Below are 13,372 nucleotides of genomic sequence, written 5' to 3' on the forward strand. Positions count from 1 at the left end.
CGTCGCCGCAGGGCGGCGCGGGGCGCTGTGGTTGAAACGTCGGTGGCGCGGGAGTCCGTCGCGGTCAGGCGTGCTCCTCGGCTTCCTCCTCGGAACGGCCCCCGCGGGAGGCGGGGAGCACGTTCAGGGACTTGAGCTTGCGGTGGAGCGCGGAGCGCTCCATGCCGACGAAGCTCGCGGTCCGCGAGATGTTGCCGCCGAAGCGGTTGATCTGGGCGAGGAGGTACTCGCGCTCGAACACCTCGCGGGCCTCGCGCAGCGCGAGGCCCGCGAAGGCGGCGCCGACGGAGGCGCCCGGGCCGGCGCCCGAGGCGGGCGCGTCGGCGACGAGGTCCTCCGGCTGGATCGGCCCGAGGTCGGAGCCGAGGATCAGCGCGCGCTCCAGCGTGTTGCGGAGCTGGCGGACGTTGCCGGGCCAGCGCATCGTCTGGAGCTGGGCCTCGGCCTCGGGCGAGAGGGCGCGCAGCGGCAGGCCCTGGGCGGCGTTCAGCTCGTCGAGGAAGTGCTTGGCCAGCGCCGGGATGTCGTCGCGGCGCGCCTCCAGCCCCGGGACGGCGACCGGGACGACGTTCAGGCGGTGGTAGAGCTCGGTGCGGAAGCGCCCGGCGGCGACCTCGCGGGCGAGGTCGCGCGTCGTCGCCGAGACGACGCGCACGTCGACGCGCACCACCCCGCCGCCGCCGACGCGCTGGAAGGCCTGGTCGACGAGGACGCGGAGGATCTTCGACTGCGTCCCCGGCGGCATGTCCGCCACCTCGTCGAAGAAGAGGACGCCCGTGTGCGCCCGCTCGAGCAGGCCGGGCTCGACGCCGCGCTCGGCGCCCTCGCGGCCGAAGAGCACGTCCTCCATCTGCTCGGCCCCGATCGAGGCGGAGTTCACCACGACGAAGGGGCCCTTCGCCCGGTCGGAATGGGCGTGGAGGTAGCGCGCCGCCACCTCCTTGCCGGCGCCGGCGGGGCCGGTCAGCATCACCCGGCTGTTGGTGCGCGCCACCTTGTCGAGCTGGCCCTTGAGCTGGCGGAAGGCCGCGGAGCCGCCGACCATGTCGTGGCCGACGGTCTCCTTCTCCTTGAGCGCGGCGTTCTCGCGGCGGAGCCGCGAGGCCTCCAGCGCCCGGCCGATCACCACCATCAGCTGGTCGATGTTGAAGGGCTTCTCGATGAAGTCGTAGGCGCCCTGCTTGATCGCGGCGACGGCGATCTCGATGTTGCCGTGCCCGGAGATGATGACGATCGGCACCGCCGGGTTGTCGCGCTTGACCTTCTTGAGGATGTCGATCCCGTCCATCCGGCTGTCCTTCAGCCAGATGTCGAGGATGACGAGGTCGGGGGCCGCCTTGTCGATCTCGGCGAGCGCGGTCTCGCCGTCCCAGGCCATGCGGACCCCGTGGCCCTCGTCCGTCAGGATGTCGGCGATCAGCGCGCGGATGTCGCGCTCGTCGTCGACGACGAGGATATCGGTCATGACGTGCTCTCTCTCAGTTTCTTGCTTATGGCCGCGGCGTGGCCGTCTTCGCGGCCGCGCGCCGAGGCCGCCTGCGGGAAGGCGACGCGCGCCCAGGCGCCCGGCCGCTCCGAGCCCTCGAAGACCGGGGCCGGGGTCAGCTCGAGCGTCCCGTCGTGCTCCTCCACGATCTTCTTGACGATGGGCAGGCCGAGGCCGGTGCCCTTGGCGCGATGGGTGACGTAGGGCTCGAAGAGCCGCGCCGGCTGGTCCGGCAGGCCCGAGCCGTTGTCCTGGATGTCGATGACGATCCCCGGCGGCTCCAGCGCGAGGCGCACCCGGATCTCGCCCGGCGGCGCGTCCTCGCCGCGGGCCTCGATCGCCTCCTCGGCGTTCTTGAGGAGGTTGGTGAGCGCCTGGTTGATCATCGTCGGGTCGAGGAAGGCCATGACCGCCCCGGCCGGCCGGTCGAGGCGGAAGCGGATGTCGGGCCGGGCGCTCTCCTGGAGGAGCACCGCCTCGCCGAGGAGCCGCGCGAGGTCGATCTCGGCGCGCTCGGGGGCGGGCATCCGGGCGAACTTCGAGAACTCGTCGACGATCCGGCGCAGGTCGCCGGTCTGGCGCACGATCACGTCGGCGTATTGCTCCAGCGCCTCGCGCTGGTCGCCGACGAGGGGCCCGAACTTGCGGCGGAGGCGCTCGGCGGAGAGCTGGATCGGGGTCAGCGGGTTCTTCACCTCGTGGGCGATGCGCCGCGCCACGTCGCCCCAGGCGGCCATGCGCTGGGCGACGACGAGGTCGGTCACGTCGTCGAAGGAGAGGACGTAGCCCTCGATCTCGCCGTGCTCGATCTCGCCGTGCTCGACGTCGCCCTCCTCGCCGGCCTCCTCCTCGCCAGGCCGCCGGGTGGCGATGCGGGCGAGGAGGTCGCGCTCGGCGCCGGCGCGGCGGAGCTTCACCTCGGCCTGCGCCACGCCGACGCGGCTCCCCTCGACGCGGGCGATCAGGTCGGCGAACTCCGGCGCCGCCTCGGCGAGCGGCCGGCCCCAGACCGCCTCGGGGTCGATGTCGAGGAGATGCGCCGCCGCGGCGTTGACGAGCTCGACGCGGCCCTCGCCGTCGAGGCCGAGCACGCCGGCGGTGACGCCGGAGAGCACGGAATCGAAGAGCCGGCGGCGCCGCTCCGTCTCCATGTTCGCCTCGATCAGCGCGTCGCGCTGGCCCTTCACCTGGCGGGTCATGGTGTTGAAGGCGCGGCCGAGGAGCGCGATCTCGTCGTCGCTGCGCGACTCCGGCACGCGCACGTCGAGGTCGCCCTCGCCGACCCGCGCCGCCGCCGCGGCGAGGCGGCTGACGGGACGCGCCAGCCGCTCGGCGAACCAGAGCGCCAGCCAGATCGCCCCGAGGATCACCACCAGCGCGAAGCCGATGTAGATGAGCGCGAACTCGAAGAGCAGCCGCCCGCGGTCGGACTCGAGCTGCTGGTAGAGGCCGACGGTCGCCTGGGTCTCGTCGAGGAGGCTGAGGATGTTCCCGTCGACCGCGCGGCTGACGTAGAGGTAGTGGTCGGCGAAGGCGTCGAGCTTCAGGAGGGCGCGGAACTCGTTGTGGGTCCAGTCCTCGATCACCACGACCTCGCCGGCCTCGGCGCGGTCGATCTCCTCCCTTGTCGGGGGGATGAAGTCGAAGAGGTAGCTGCGCTCGCCGCGCGCCCGGAGCGATCCGTCGCCGTCGATGACGTAGGCGCGGGGGAGCGCGCGCTGCATCTGGGTCTGGCCGCGGGTCAGCAGCTCGCGCAGGAGGCCGCCGGTCAGCAGCGGATAGCGCTCCTTCTGCGCGTCGAGGAAGCCGGCGAGCTGGTTGGCGTCGGCCTGGAGGGTGCGGCGGTGCTCGTCCTCGTAGGCCTGCGCCGCGGCGAGCGAGTTCGCCACGACGTTGCGCACCCGCTCGGAGAACCAGCCCTCGAGCCCGAAGTTGAGGGTGATGGTGGCGAAGACGGCGACGAGGAGCGTGGGGGCCAGCGCGAAGAGCGTGAACACCCGCATCAGCCGCAGGTGCAGGCGCGAGCCTTCCGCCTGCGAGCGGCGCATCGCCAGCATCTCGACCAGCCGGCGCGCCATGAAGGTCGCGAGCACCAGCGCATAGACGAAGTCGGCGAGCAGCACGAAGCGCAGCGTGCGCCCCGCCTCGCGGGTGGCGAGGTCGGAGAAGGCGATGAAGGTCAGGAGCGCGAGCAGCGGCCCGAGCGCGAAGAGGCCCCAGACCGCGGCGATGCGGACGGCGGGCCGATCCTTCCAGCGTGCGAGGCGCAGGCTGGCGTTGGCGAAGTTGGCGTTGCGCATTCTGGGGCGATGCGTTCTCGACTGCTCGACTGTGGCAATCTTACATCAATCCCGCGACGCCTGTAACCGGAATGTCGAGGCGCGAGCCGTTTTTCGCCGGCGGGCCGGGCGCGGCCCCGCCGGCGCGGTCAGAGCATGCGCTTGCCGCGGGTGACGCGGATGTCCAGGTCCTTGATCTTCTTGCGGAGCGTGTTGCGGTTGATCCCCAGCAGCTCCGCGGTGCGGACCTGGTTGCCGCGGGTCGCCGACAGGCTGAGCGCGATCAGCGGCAGCTCCATCTCCTTGAGGATGCGGTCGTAGAGCCCGTCGGGGGGCAGGCTGTCGCCGTGGAGGTCGAAGTAGCGGCGCAGGTGCGTCTCGATCGCCTGGGAGAGCCGCTGCGGCTGCGTCGCCTGCGGGCCGGCGGCGGAGGAGGGCCGCGCGGCGATCTCCTGGGTGACCACGGTCCCGGAGATCACGTCGTCCGGGCAGAGCACGCAGAGCCGGCGCATGAGGTTTTCCAGCTCGCGGACGTTGCCCGACCATTCCTGCTTCTTGAGGATGTCGAGCGCCTCCTTGGAGATGGTCTTGCGCGGCAGGCCCTCCGATTCCGCCTTGCGCAGGAAGGCGCGGGCGAGGTCGGGGACGTCGTCGAGGCGCTCGCGGAGCGGCGGCAGGCGGATGGGGACGACGTTCAGGCGGTAGAACAGATCCTCGCGGAAGCGGCCCTCGTTGATCAGGCCGCGGAGATCCTGGTGGGTGGCGGCGATGATGCGGACGTCGGCCGTCTGCAGCTCGCGGCCGCCGACGCGGGTGTACTCGCCCTCCTGGAGGACGCGCAGGAGGCGGGTCTGGGCGTCGAGGGGCATGTCGCCCACCTCGTCGAGGAAGAGCGTGCCGCCGCGGGCCTGCTCGAACTTGCCCGGCATCGAGCGGTCGGCGCCGGTAAAGGCGCCCTTCTCGTGGCCGAAGAGCTCGCTCTCGATCAGGTCGCGCGGGATCGCCGCCATGTTGATGGCGACGAAGGGGCCTTTCTTGCGCAGGCCGAAGTTGTGGAGCGCGCGGGCCACCAGCTCCTTGCCGGTGCCGCTCTCGCCGGTGATCATCACCCCGAGGTCGGTGTTCATCAGCCGGGCGAGGATGCGGTAGACCTCCTGCATCGCCGGGCTGCGGCCGATGAGCGGCAGGTTGTCGCCGCCGACGGGCTCCTCCTCGACGGGCTGCTGGGGGCGGGACTTCTGGTTCAGCGCCTTGGAGACCTGGGCGAGCACCTCCTTGAGGTCGAAGGGCTTCGGCAGGTATTCGTAGGCCCCGACCTCCGCGGCGCGGATCGCGGTCATCACCGTGTTCTGCGCGCTCATCACGATGACCGGCAGCGTCGGCCGGCGCTTTCGGATGGCGGGGAGCAGGTCGAGCGCGTCGCCGTCGGGCATCATGACGTCGGTGACGACGACGTCGCCCTCGCCCTCCTCGATCCAGCGCCAGAGCGTCGAGGCGGTGCCGGTGGCGCGCACCCGGCAGCCGGCGCGGGTCAGCGCCTGGGCGAGCACGGTGCGGATCGAGCGGTCGTCGTCGGCGACGAGGATGGTCCCTTCCATCAGGCCTCCGTAACGCTGGCTTCCTCGGGGGCGTCCTCGTCCTCCGGCGTCGCGCCGCGCCAGACCGGCAGGCGGACGCGGAAGCGGGTGCGGCCGGGGCGGCTGTCGCATTCGACGACGCCGCCGTGGTCGGCGATCACCTTCGACACCAGCGACAGGCCGAGGCCGGTGCCGTTGACCTTGGAGCTGACGAAGGGGTCGAAGATGTCGCGGACCAGCCCCTCCGGCACGCCCGGGCCGTTGTCGGTGATGGTGACGAGGAGCGGCAGGCTCTCGCTCCAGCCGCCGGGGCGCAGCATCTTGACGCCGGGGGCGTAGGAGGTGGCGATGGTGATCGATCCGCCAACCTTGGGAATGGCTTCGGCGGCGTTCTTCAGGAGGTTCTGGAACACCTGGAGCAGCGGGTCGGGATCGCCCGCGGTCGGGGGGAGCGAGGGGTCGTAGTCCTCGGAGAAGCGCGCATGGGCTGCGAAGCCCGCCTTGGCGGCGCGCCGCGCGCGGTCGAGGACGTCGTGGATGTTGATCGGGCGGCGCTGCGCCGGGCGCAGGTCGCCGAACTGCTCGACCCGGTCGACGAGCTTGCCGATGCGGGCGGCCTCGGTCTGGATCAGCCCGGTCAGCTCGCGGTCGGCGTCGCCGAGGCCCATCTCGAGGAGCTGCGCGGCGCCGGAGATGCCGGCGAGCGGGTTGCGGATCTCGTGGGCGAGCATCGCGGCCATGCCGGTCACCGAGCGCGCGGCCGAGCGGTGGCCGAGGCTGCGGTCCATCTTGTCGGCCATGCCCTGCGGGTGGATGAGCAGGAGGACCGCGCCGTCGCTCTCGTGGAGGGGCGCGGCGTGGATGTTCTGCGACTGCGGGGCCTGGTCGCCCCAGCCGACGAGGATGTCGTACTGCGCGACCGAGACGCCGCTGCGGCGGGCCTGGCGGACCACCTCGAGGACGGCGCTGTCCTCGCCGAGGAAGCGGCCGAGCGGGCGGCCCTCCATCTGCCGCGCCGAGACGGCGCCGAAGCTCTCGGCCGCGGGATTGGCGGCGCAGATGGCGTCGTCGGCCGCCAGCACCAGCGCCGGATAGGGCATGGCCCCCCAGATCGCCTCGAAGCTCGGGGGGCTCATGCCGCCGCGTCCATGGCCGGGGGAAGATCGGCCACTGCGGCGAGCGCCGCGGCCACCGCGCGCGGGTCGGTCAGGCGCAGCGCCTGCGCCCGCAGCGCCGCGCCGCCCTCGACACGCTCCAGATACCAGCCGAGATGCTTGCGCGCCACGCGGAGCCCGAGATCGGCGCCGTAGAAGGCGAGCATCGCCTCGTAGTGCTCGAGGATGGCGTCGCGCAGCGCCGCGCCCGCCGGCTCGGGCGCCGGGGGCGCGCCGCGCAGCTCCGCCGCGATCCGCCCGACGAGCCACGGCCGCCCGCGCGCGCCGCGGCCCACCATCACCCCGTCCGCCCCCGAGCGGGCGAGCGCCGCCCGCGCCGAGGCGGCGTCGGTCACGTCGCCGTTCACCACCACCGGAATCCCCACCGCCCGCTTCACCGCCGCGACGGCCGCCCAGTCGGCGCGCCCGTCGTAGAACTGCGCCCGGGTGCGGCCATGGACCACGATCATCCGCACCCCCGCCGACTCGGCGCGCCGCGCCAGATCGGGGGCGTTGAGGCAGCCGCCGTCCCAGCCGAGCCGCATCTTCAGCGTGACGGGCGCGTCGCTCGCGCCGACCACCGCCTCGATCAGCGAGAGCGCGCGGTCGAGGTCGCGCATCAGCGCCGAGCCGGCGAGGCCGCCGGTCACCTTGCGGGCCGGGCAGCCCATGTTGATGTCGATGATCCGCGCGCCCTGCCCCGCCAGCATCCGCGCCGCCTCGGCCATCGGGGCCGGCTCGCGGCCGGCGAGCTGCACGCTGGTGCGCGCCTCGTCGAGCCCGAGCTCGGCGCGCGCCCGCGCCGAAGGCTTCGCGTTCAGCATCTCGCCGCTCGCCACCATCTCGGAGACGACGAGCCCCGCCCCGGCCCGAAGCGCCAGGCTACGGAAGGGAACGTCGCTGATGCCCGCCATCGGCGCCAGAAAAACAGGCGTCTCACCGAGTATGCGCGTGATCGCGTCAGACATGCGCCCATTCCGTGTGCATCTGCGAAGTGATAACCGAGGCCGGCGCCCCAGACAAGACCATACGCCCGAAAACAAGGCGGCTTGAGGCGCATTGTGGCCTGCGTCGCACTACCACTATAACCCGCGGCGAAGCCGGTCGGGAGGACGGAAATGCAGGTCGCCGGGCTGATCGTGGCGGCCGGCCGGGGCGAGCGGCTCGGCGGCGACACGCCGAAGCAGTATCTCCGCCTCGGCGACGCCGCGATCCTCGCGCGCGCCGCCCGCGCGCTGCTCGTCCATCCCGCCGTCGACGCGGTGCAGGTGGTCATCGCCCCCGGCGACGACGCGCGCTACGCCGCCGCCATGGCGGGCCTCGCCGATCCGCGCCTGCTGCCGCCCGTGGCCGGCGGGGCCGACCGCGCCGCCTCGGTCCGCGCCGGGCTGGAGGCGCTCGCGCCGCACGCGCCGGGCGGCGTCCTCATCCATGACGCCGCCCGCCCCTTCCTTGCCGGCGCGGTGATCGACCGCGTGCTCGCCGCCCTCGACGACGCCCCCGCCGCCTTCCCCGCGCTGCCGGTCGTGGACGCGCTCTGGCGGGGAGCCGGGGGGAACGCGCTCGCGCCGGCGCCCCGCGACGGGCTGTGGCGGGCCCAGACGCCGCAGGGCTTCCGCTTCGACGCCATCCTCGCCGCCCATCGCGCCCATCCCGGCGCGGCGGCGGACGACGCCGCCGTCGCCCGCGCGGCCGGGCTCGCGGTCGCCCTCGTCGAAGGCGACGAGGCGAACTACAAGATCACCGGGCCCGCCGATCTCGCGCGGGCGCGACGCGACATCGGGAGGAGCGCCATGGACGTGCGCACCGGCAACGGCTTCGACGTGCACGCCTTCGGGCCGGGCGATCACGTCACCCTCTGCGGGGTGCGCCTGCCCTTCGGCCGCGGCCTCGTCGGCCATTCCGACGCCGACGTCGGCATGCACGCCGTCACCGACGCCATCCTCGGCGCCCTCGCCGAGGGTGACATCGGGCGCTGGTTCCCGCCGTCGGACCCGCAATGGAAGGGCGCGGCGTCGGAGATCTTCCTGCGCGCCGCCGCCGCCCGGGCGGTCGAGGCGGGCTTCGCCATCACGCACCTCGACTGCACGCTGGTCTGCGAGGCCCCGAAGATCGGCCCCCACGCGGCCGAGATGCGCGCGGCCCTTGCGGTCGCCGCCGGGGTCGGGGCGGAGCGCGTCAGCGTCAAGGCGACCACCTCGGAGCGGCTCGGCTTCACCGGGCGCGAGGAGGGCGTCGCCGCGCTCGCCACCGCAACGCTGGTGCGGCCGATGGAGGCGCGGCCATGAGGCTCGCGCGGGCCATCTGCACCTTCGGCTATGTCGGGCTGATCCCCGGCCCGGCCGGCACCTGGGGCGCGGCCGCGGCGGTGCCGGCGGGCTGGATCCTGCACGGGCTCGGGGGGTTTCCGCTGCTCGCGCTGGCCACGATCGCGCTCTATCCGATCGGCTACTGGGCGACGCGGGTCGAGGTGGTCGACGAGCACGACCTCGACCCGGGCTATGTCGTCGTGGACGAGGTCGTCGGGCAGTGGATCGCGCTCTGGCCGCTGTCGCTGGGGCTCTGGCACATGGGCGCGCCGGCGTGGCTGTTCCCGTGGCCGGGCTGGGTGGGGGCGTTCCTGCTGTTCCGGCTCTTCGACATCCTGAAGCTCGGGCCGGTCGGCTGGGCGGACCGCAAGAAGGGGCCGATGGGGGTGATGCTCGACGACGCCATCGCCGGGGTGATGGCGGCGGTGGTGGTGAGCGTCGCCGCGGCGGTGGCGCACGGGTGGCTGATGTGATCGCCGGGGCGCTGGCCGGACGGGTCCTCGACGCGGCGCGCGGGCGGGGATGGCGCATCGCCACGGCCGAGTCCTGCACGGGCGGGCTCGTGGCGGCGGCGCTGACGGACATCGCCGGCTCGTCGGACGTGTTCGACCGCGGGTTCGTCACCTATTCGAACGCCGCCAAGGCGGCGATGCTGGGGGTCGATCCCGGGCTGATCGCGGCGCATGGCGCGGTCTCCGAGCCGGTCGCCCGCGCCATGGCGGCCGGAGCCCTCGCCCGCTCGGCGGCGCATCTCGCCGTGGCGATCACCGGCGTCGCCGGCCCGGGCGCCTCCGAGGCGAAGCCGGAGGGGCTCGTCTGGTTCGCGGTGGCGACCGAGGCCGGCGTGGCCGCCGTCCGCCACGACTTCGGCCCGCTGGGCCGGGAGGCGATCCGGCTGCGGTCGGTGGAGACGGCGCTCGGGATGGCGCTGGAGGCCATGGAAGCGGGCTGACGCGGGCGGGTCGGCCGCGGTGGCCCGGGGAGCGCGGCTGCGGTCCCGTGGCCCCGAGCGGGCCCTCGACGTCGCAGAGGCCGTCGACGAGGGCGCCGCGCGGCCGGCGGGGGCCGGGGCCGCCTCCCGGAGCTCGAAGCAGCGGGCGATGGGGGCGCCGCCGCCGGAGAGCAGGGTGAGGACGTAGCGCGTGCCGGAGGGAGTCGGGACCGGCAGGCCAAGGCCGGCGGCGCGGGCGGCGGCGGAGCGGACGAAGCCGGCGGAGTGGCCGAGGTCAGGGGCGCGGGCGGCCCGGACGCCGCCGGGCAGGGCCTTGGCCGAGGGCGAAGCTGGCGCCCTCCGAGACCTCGCGGAAGGCGATCGCTGCGCCGTAGAGCCCGGCGTCGAGGGTCATCGTCTCCCCCTGCCCCCGCCAGATCTCGATGACGCCGAAATGGGCGTCGTCGCGGCCGCAGAAGAGGACGAGGACGCCTTTCAGCGCGGGGCCGGAGAAGACCGGGACGACGACGGCGACGGCGAGGCCGGCGGCGGCGGGGGCGGCGCGCCGAAAGGCGGGGGCGGCGCGCCGGAAGGCTGGGTCGGCGAGGTTGGTGAGGACGATCGGCCGGGCCTCCTTCCCGGCGCGGCCGGGGTGGCCCTCGCCCGGGGCGAAGCCGTGCTCCCCGGCGACGGCCTCGAAGGGCTTCAGGGGCCCGTAGACGCCGTCGGAGCGGAGGAGGACGTCGCCGGAGGGGCCGGGGATCCAGACCTCGGCGGCGCGGAGGAAGGTGGGGTCTCGATGACGGCGGGCATCAGGCGACGGCCTTCCTCGGGCGGGCGCCGTGCTCGTATTCCTCGAGGAAGGAGGATGGCCGCCAGGAGCTCCTCGAGGTCGTTCGCTCCAATTGGGACGACGGCCGCAGCGCCCGCATGATCCGGGCGCTCCACAAGCACCGGCAAGCGCGCGCCGCGGTCGATCTGCGCGCGCCCGGCGCCCTGACACGTTTTCCAGTTCACAGAGGACCTGGAAACGTGTCGCTTGACCTTGACCATGCCTCCGAATGACAAGCCGGAGGGCATCGGCGTCTTCCGCAGGGTTCCGAACGATCCGGCGAGTGCCTGAACAGCCCGTGAAATCGGAGGGAGGTCCGATGCCGCCGCAGGAGCTGCAACTCGGCCTTGACACCTTCGGGGACGTCAACGCGCTGCCGGACGGCTCGCTCGCGCGCTACGACGAGGTGATCCGCAACGTGGTGGCGCAAGGCGTCCTCGCCGATCAGGTCGGCGCCGACGCCTTCGGCATCGGCGAGCATCATCGCGACGACTTCGCCGTCTCCGCGCCGGACATGGTCCTCGCCGCGATCGCCGCGAGGACCGGGCGGATTCTGCTGGGCAGTGCTGTCACCGTCCTGAGCTCGGACGATCCGGTCCGCGTCTACGAGCGTTTCGCGACGCTCGACGGCATCTCCGGCGGCCGCGCCGAGGTCACGCTGGGCCGCGGCTCGTTCACCGAGTCCTTCCCGCTCTTCGGCTACGACCTCGCCGACTACGAGCGGCTGTTCAGCGAGAAGCTCGACCTCTTCGCCGCCCTGCGGTCCGAAGGCCCGGTGACGTGGTCGGGGTCGCATCGCCCTCCGCTGACCGCGACCGAGGTGTTCCCGAAGTCGGTCCGGGGCTCGTTCCCGGTATGGGTCGGCGTCGGCGGCTCGCCCGAGTCGGTCGTGCGGGCCGCCCGCTACCGCTTCGGTCTGATGCTCGCGGTGATCGGCGGCGACCCCGCGCGGTTCCGTCCCTACGTTGATCTCTACCGGCGGTCGCTGTCGGAGCTGGGGGCGCCGATGCTCCCGATCGGGGTGCATGCGCCGGGGTTCGTCGCCGACACCGACGAGGAGGCCCGCGAGTTGCTCTTCCCGCACTTCAAGCGGTCCCGCGACCGCATCGGCCGGGATCGCGGCTGGGGACCGGTGAGCAAGGACGAGTATCTCGCGGACGTCGAGCATGGCGCGATGCACGTCGGCTCGCCCGAGACCGTCGCCCGCAAGATCGCCCGGACGGTGCGCACGCTCGACCTCGATCGCTTCGACCTGAAGTACAGCTACGGCACGATGCCGCACGCCAGCCTCATGCATGCGATCGAGCTCTACGGAACGAAGGTCGTTCCGATGGTCCGCGAGATCCTTGCCGATTGATGCGCGAGTCATGATTTGCGCGTAGTTGCGCGTTCATGAGTGACTGGGTCGAAGACGCAGACCCGGCGAAGATGTTTGCTGCGGTTTCACACTCAGGAAGCGCCGACGGTCGCCGCCTCATTTCGGAGTGCCATCATCGGGACCCACATCCCGGGACCCATCGTTCCTTGCGGGATTATCTTTGCCATGCCGATCCGTCCGGTTCGGCCACCCGCGAAGATCCGCTCGACAGCTTCGGCGCGGCCGCGCTGCCGGCGAGCGCCATCGGCCGCGTCTCGCTTGTCGCCAGCGCCGGCGGCGAGAGCTCTGCGCCCGCCTCGGCGTTGCTGATCGGCACCGGCACCTTCGACTCCGTCGCCGGTCTCGAGGCCGAGGAGGTCGTCACCTCGAACGACATCTCGATCTTCGGGCTCAACGCGCCGATGGAGGTCGTCGCCACCAGTGGCACCCTCGTCGTCAACGGCGTCGAAGCCGGTCCGAGCGCCACGGTGACCAGCGAGGACAGTATCGCCCTACGGATCACCGCGCCCGCGACCTGGCAGACCTCCGCCACGGCCAGCCTCGCGATCGGCCCGGTCAGCTGCAGCTTCCAGGTCTCGACCCGACCCGAGCAGGTCGCGCTTGCCGACCTCGTCTTGTCGAGCCAGCGGACGCTCTCCTTCTGGTCGATCGGCACGCGGGTCGGGTTGATCTTCCGCTTCAGCGCCGCCGTGCCCTTGAACTTGTCCCGCGACCAGACCTTCACCGCCGTGAGGCCGAGCGGCAGCCCGTCGGGCGTAACCGCGAGGCTGGCGTGCGACAGCAGGCCACACAGCGTGTGCTGGCGGAAGCGGCCGTCCTTCTCCTTGCACCCGGTGGAGGTCTTGGTGAAGACGATCTTCTCGGGCGCGCTCCGGGTGAAGGAGAATTCCGTCGTGTCCTGGAGCACCAGGATCGGCCCCTCGACGGCCTGCACGCGCAGGGCGGAAGCCTGGAAGTGGCCGGCCAGTATCTTGTCCTCGCTCACCTTCTCGTTCGAGAAGAAGCGATAGGCGGCCTTGGTGTTCGCCCTGAGGGCGGTCCGGTCCGAGACCCGATTCGACCGCGCCACACCCGGATCATGGGGGCGGAAGCTGGCCCGGATCGTCCTGGCGCCGAGATAGAGCAGGTAGAGCGCGCCCAGCCCCTGGAGCGTGGTCAGCACGGCCGGACAGACGCGCAGCAGCGACGCCACGCCGAGAACGAGCAGCGTCACCTGCACGACGCCGGCGATGAACATCATGCCGACGACGGTCAGCAGGGCGACCGCCGTCCCTGCCCGACGCCCCGCGCGAGGACGAGCATCATGTCGGGCCCGGGCGTGACCTCCAGGAGCGCCAGGGCGGCGACGAACGCGAGAAAGAGGGCGGGATCGAGCATCCTTAGTCCAGGTCGCCATGCCGGTATGGCGCCCGCCGCATTCGCCGAT

Annotated in this window: 11 protein-coding genes; 4 read left to right on the plus strand and 7 right to left on the minus strand. The window is 72.8% G+C overall.

Annotated features, from left to right (window positions below; all coding sequences use genetic code 11):
- Positions 1-64: 64 nt before the first annotated feature.
- The 5 genes from KBB57_RS04295 to dusB form a co-directional block, all read right to left on the minus strand.
- Positions 65-1,465, minus strand: coding sequence for a sigma-54 dependent transcriptional regulator (locus tag KBB57_RS04295; protein WP_290747248.1), 1,401 nt, complete (start codon positions 1,463-1,465; stop codon positions 65-67).
- Positions 1,462-3,786 carry a PAS domain-containing sensor histidine kinase gene (locus KBB57_RS04300; RefSeq protein WP_290747252.1) on the minus strand — a complete coding sequence of 775 codons (2,325 nt, stop codon included), beginning with the start codon at positions 3,784-3,786 and terminating at the stop codon, positions 1,462-1,464. Before KBB57_RS04300 ends, KBB57_RS04295 begins: the two co-directional genes overlap by 4 nt.
- Positions 3,787-3,914: 128 nt before the next feature.
- Positions 3,915-5,366: a nitrogen regulation protein NR(I) gene (gene ntrC, locus KBB57_RS04305; RefSeq protein ID WP_290747400.1), complete on the minus strand. Its 1,452-nt coding sequence runs from the start codon at positions 5,364-5,366 to the stop codon at positions 3,915-3,917.
- Positions 5,363-6,478 (minus strand): ATP-binding protein, encoded by a 1,116-nt coding sequence (locus KBB57_RS04310; RefSeq protein ID WP_290747255.1) that lies wholly within the window; start codon positions 6,476-6,478, stop codon positions 5,363-5,365. The genes ntrC and KBB57_RS04310 overlap by 4 nt, the downstream gene beginning before the upstream one ends.
- A complete protein-coding gene (gene dusB / locus KBB57_RS04315) occupies positions 6,475-7,464 on the minus strand; it encodes a tRNA dihydrouridine synthase DusB (RefSeq protein ID WP_290747257.1) in 990 nt (329 codons plus the stop codon). The genes KBB57_RS04310 and dusB overlap by 4 nt, the downstream gene beginning before the upstream one ends.
- A gap of 150 nt (positions 7,465-7,614) precedes the next feature.
- Between dusB and KBB57_RS04320 the strand changes: the two genes are divergently transcribed.
- From KBB57_RS04320 to KBB57_RS04335, 4 genes are all read left to right on the plus strand, one after another.
- Positions 7,615-8,784 carry a bifunctional 2-C-methyl-D-erythritol 4-phosphate cytidylyltransferase/2-C-methyl-D-erythritol 2,4-cyclodiphosphate synthase gene (locus KBB57_RS04320; RefSeq protein ID WP_290747259.1) on the plus strand — a complete coding sequence of 390 codons (1,170 nt, stop codon included), beginning with the start codon at positions 7,615-7,617 and terminating at the stop codon, positions 8,782-8,784.
- Entirely contained in the window at positions 8,781-9,278 is a 498-nt protein-coding gene (locus KBB57_RS04325; protein ID WP_290747260.1) for a phosphatidylglycerophosphatase A, read from the plus strand. Before KBB57_RS04320 ends, KBB57_RS04325 begins: the two co-directional genes overlap by 4 nt.
- On the plus strand, positions 9,275-9,757 hold the full coding sequence (locus KBB57_RS04330; RefSeq protein ID WP_290747401.1) for a CinA family protein: 483 nt from the start codon (positions 9,275-9,277) through the stop codon (positions 9,755-9,757). The genes KBB57_RS04325 and KBB57_RS04330 overlap by 4 nt, the downstream gene beginning before the upstream one ends.
- 1,130 nt (positions 9,758-10,887) lie before the next feature.
- A complete protein-coding gene (locus KBB57_RS04335; RefSeq protein WP_290747261.1) occupies positions 10,888-11,925 on the plus strand; it encodes an LLM class flavin-dependent oxidoreductase in 1,038 nt (345 codons plus the stop codon).
- 175 nt (positions 11,926-12,100) lie between these two features.
- Here KBB57_RS04335 and KBB57_RS04340 read toward each other — a convergent pair whose 3' ends face one another.
- Positions 12,101-13,186 carry a LysE family transporter gene (locus tag KBB57_RS04340; RefSeq protein WP_290747263.1) on the minus strand — a complete coding sequence of 362 codons (1,086 nt, stop codon included), beginning with the start codon at positions 13,184-13,186 and terminating at the stop codon, positions 12,101-12,103.
- An 11-nt stretch (positions 13,187-13,197) separates the two neighbouring features.
- Positions 13,198-13,323, minus strand: a complete 126-nt coding sequence (locus KBB57_RS04345; RefSeq protein ID WP_290747265.1) for a hypothetical protein — start codon at positions 13,321-13,323, stop codon at positions 13,198-13,200.
- Positions 13,324-13,372 lie beyond the last annotated feature (49 nt).

The organism is Amaricoccus sp. (genome assembly GCF_017993425.1).
Classification (GTDB): domain Bacteria; phylum Pseudomonadota; class Alphaproteobacteria; order Rhodobacterales; family Rhodobacteraceae; genus Amaricoccus.

Excerpts from the sequence above, each read along its gene's own strand:
- KBB57_RS04340 (WP_290747263.1), bottom strand. The coding sequence starts at position 13,186 with ATGATGTTCATCGCCGGCGTCGTGCAGGTGACGCTGCTCGTTCTCGGC.
- KBB57_RS04295 (WP_290747248.1), bottom strand. The coding sequence starts at position 1,465 with ATGACCGATATCCTCGTCGTCGACGACGAGCGCGACATCCGCGCGCTG.
- KBB57_RS04300 (WP_290747252.1), bottom strand. The coding sequence starts at position 3,786 with ATGCGCAACGCCAACTTCGCCAACGCCAGCCTGCGCCTCGCACGCTGG.
- KBB57_RS04335 (WP_290747261.1), top strand. The coding sequence starts at position 10,888 with ATGCCGCCGCAGGAGCTGCAACTCGGCCTTGACACCTTCGGGGACGTC.
- KBB57_RS04310 (WP_290747255.1), bottom strand. The coding sequence starts at position 6,478 with ATGAGCCCCCCGAGCTTCGAGGCGATCTGGGGGGCCATGCCCTATCCG.
- dusB (WP_290747257.1), bottom strand. The coding sequence starts at position 7,464 with ATGTCTGACGCGATCACGCGCATACTCGGTGAGACGCCTGTTTTTCTG.
- KBB57_RS04320 (WP_290747259.1), top strand. The coding sequence starts at position 7,615 with ATGCAGGTCGCCGGGCTGATCGTGGCGGCCGGCCGGGGCGAGCGGCTC.
- KBB57_RS04345 (WP_290747265.1), bottom strand. The coding sequence starts at position 13,323 with ATGCTCGATCCCGCCCTCTTTCTCGCGTTCGTCGCCGCCCTGGCGCTC.
- KBB57_RS04325 (WP_290747260.1), top strand. The coding sequence starts at position 8,781 with ATGAGGCTCGCGCGGGCCATCTGCACCTTCGGCTATGTCGGGCTGATC.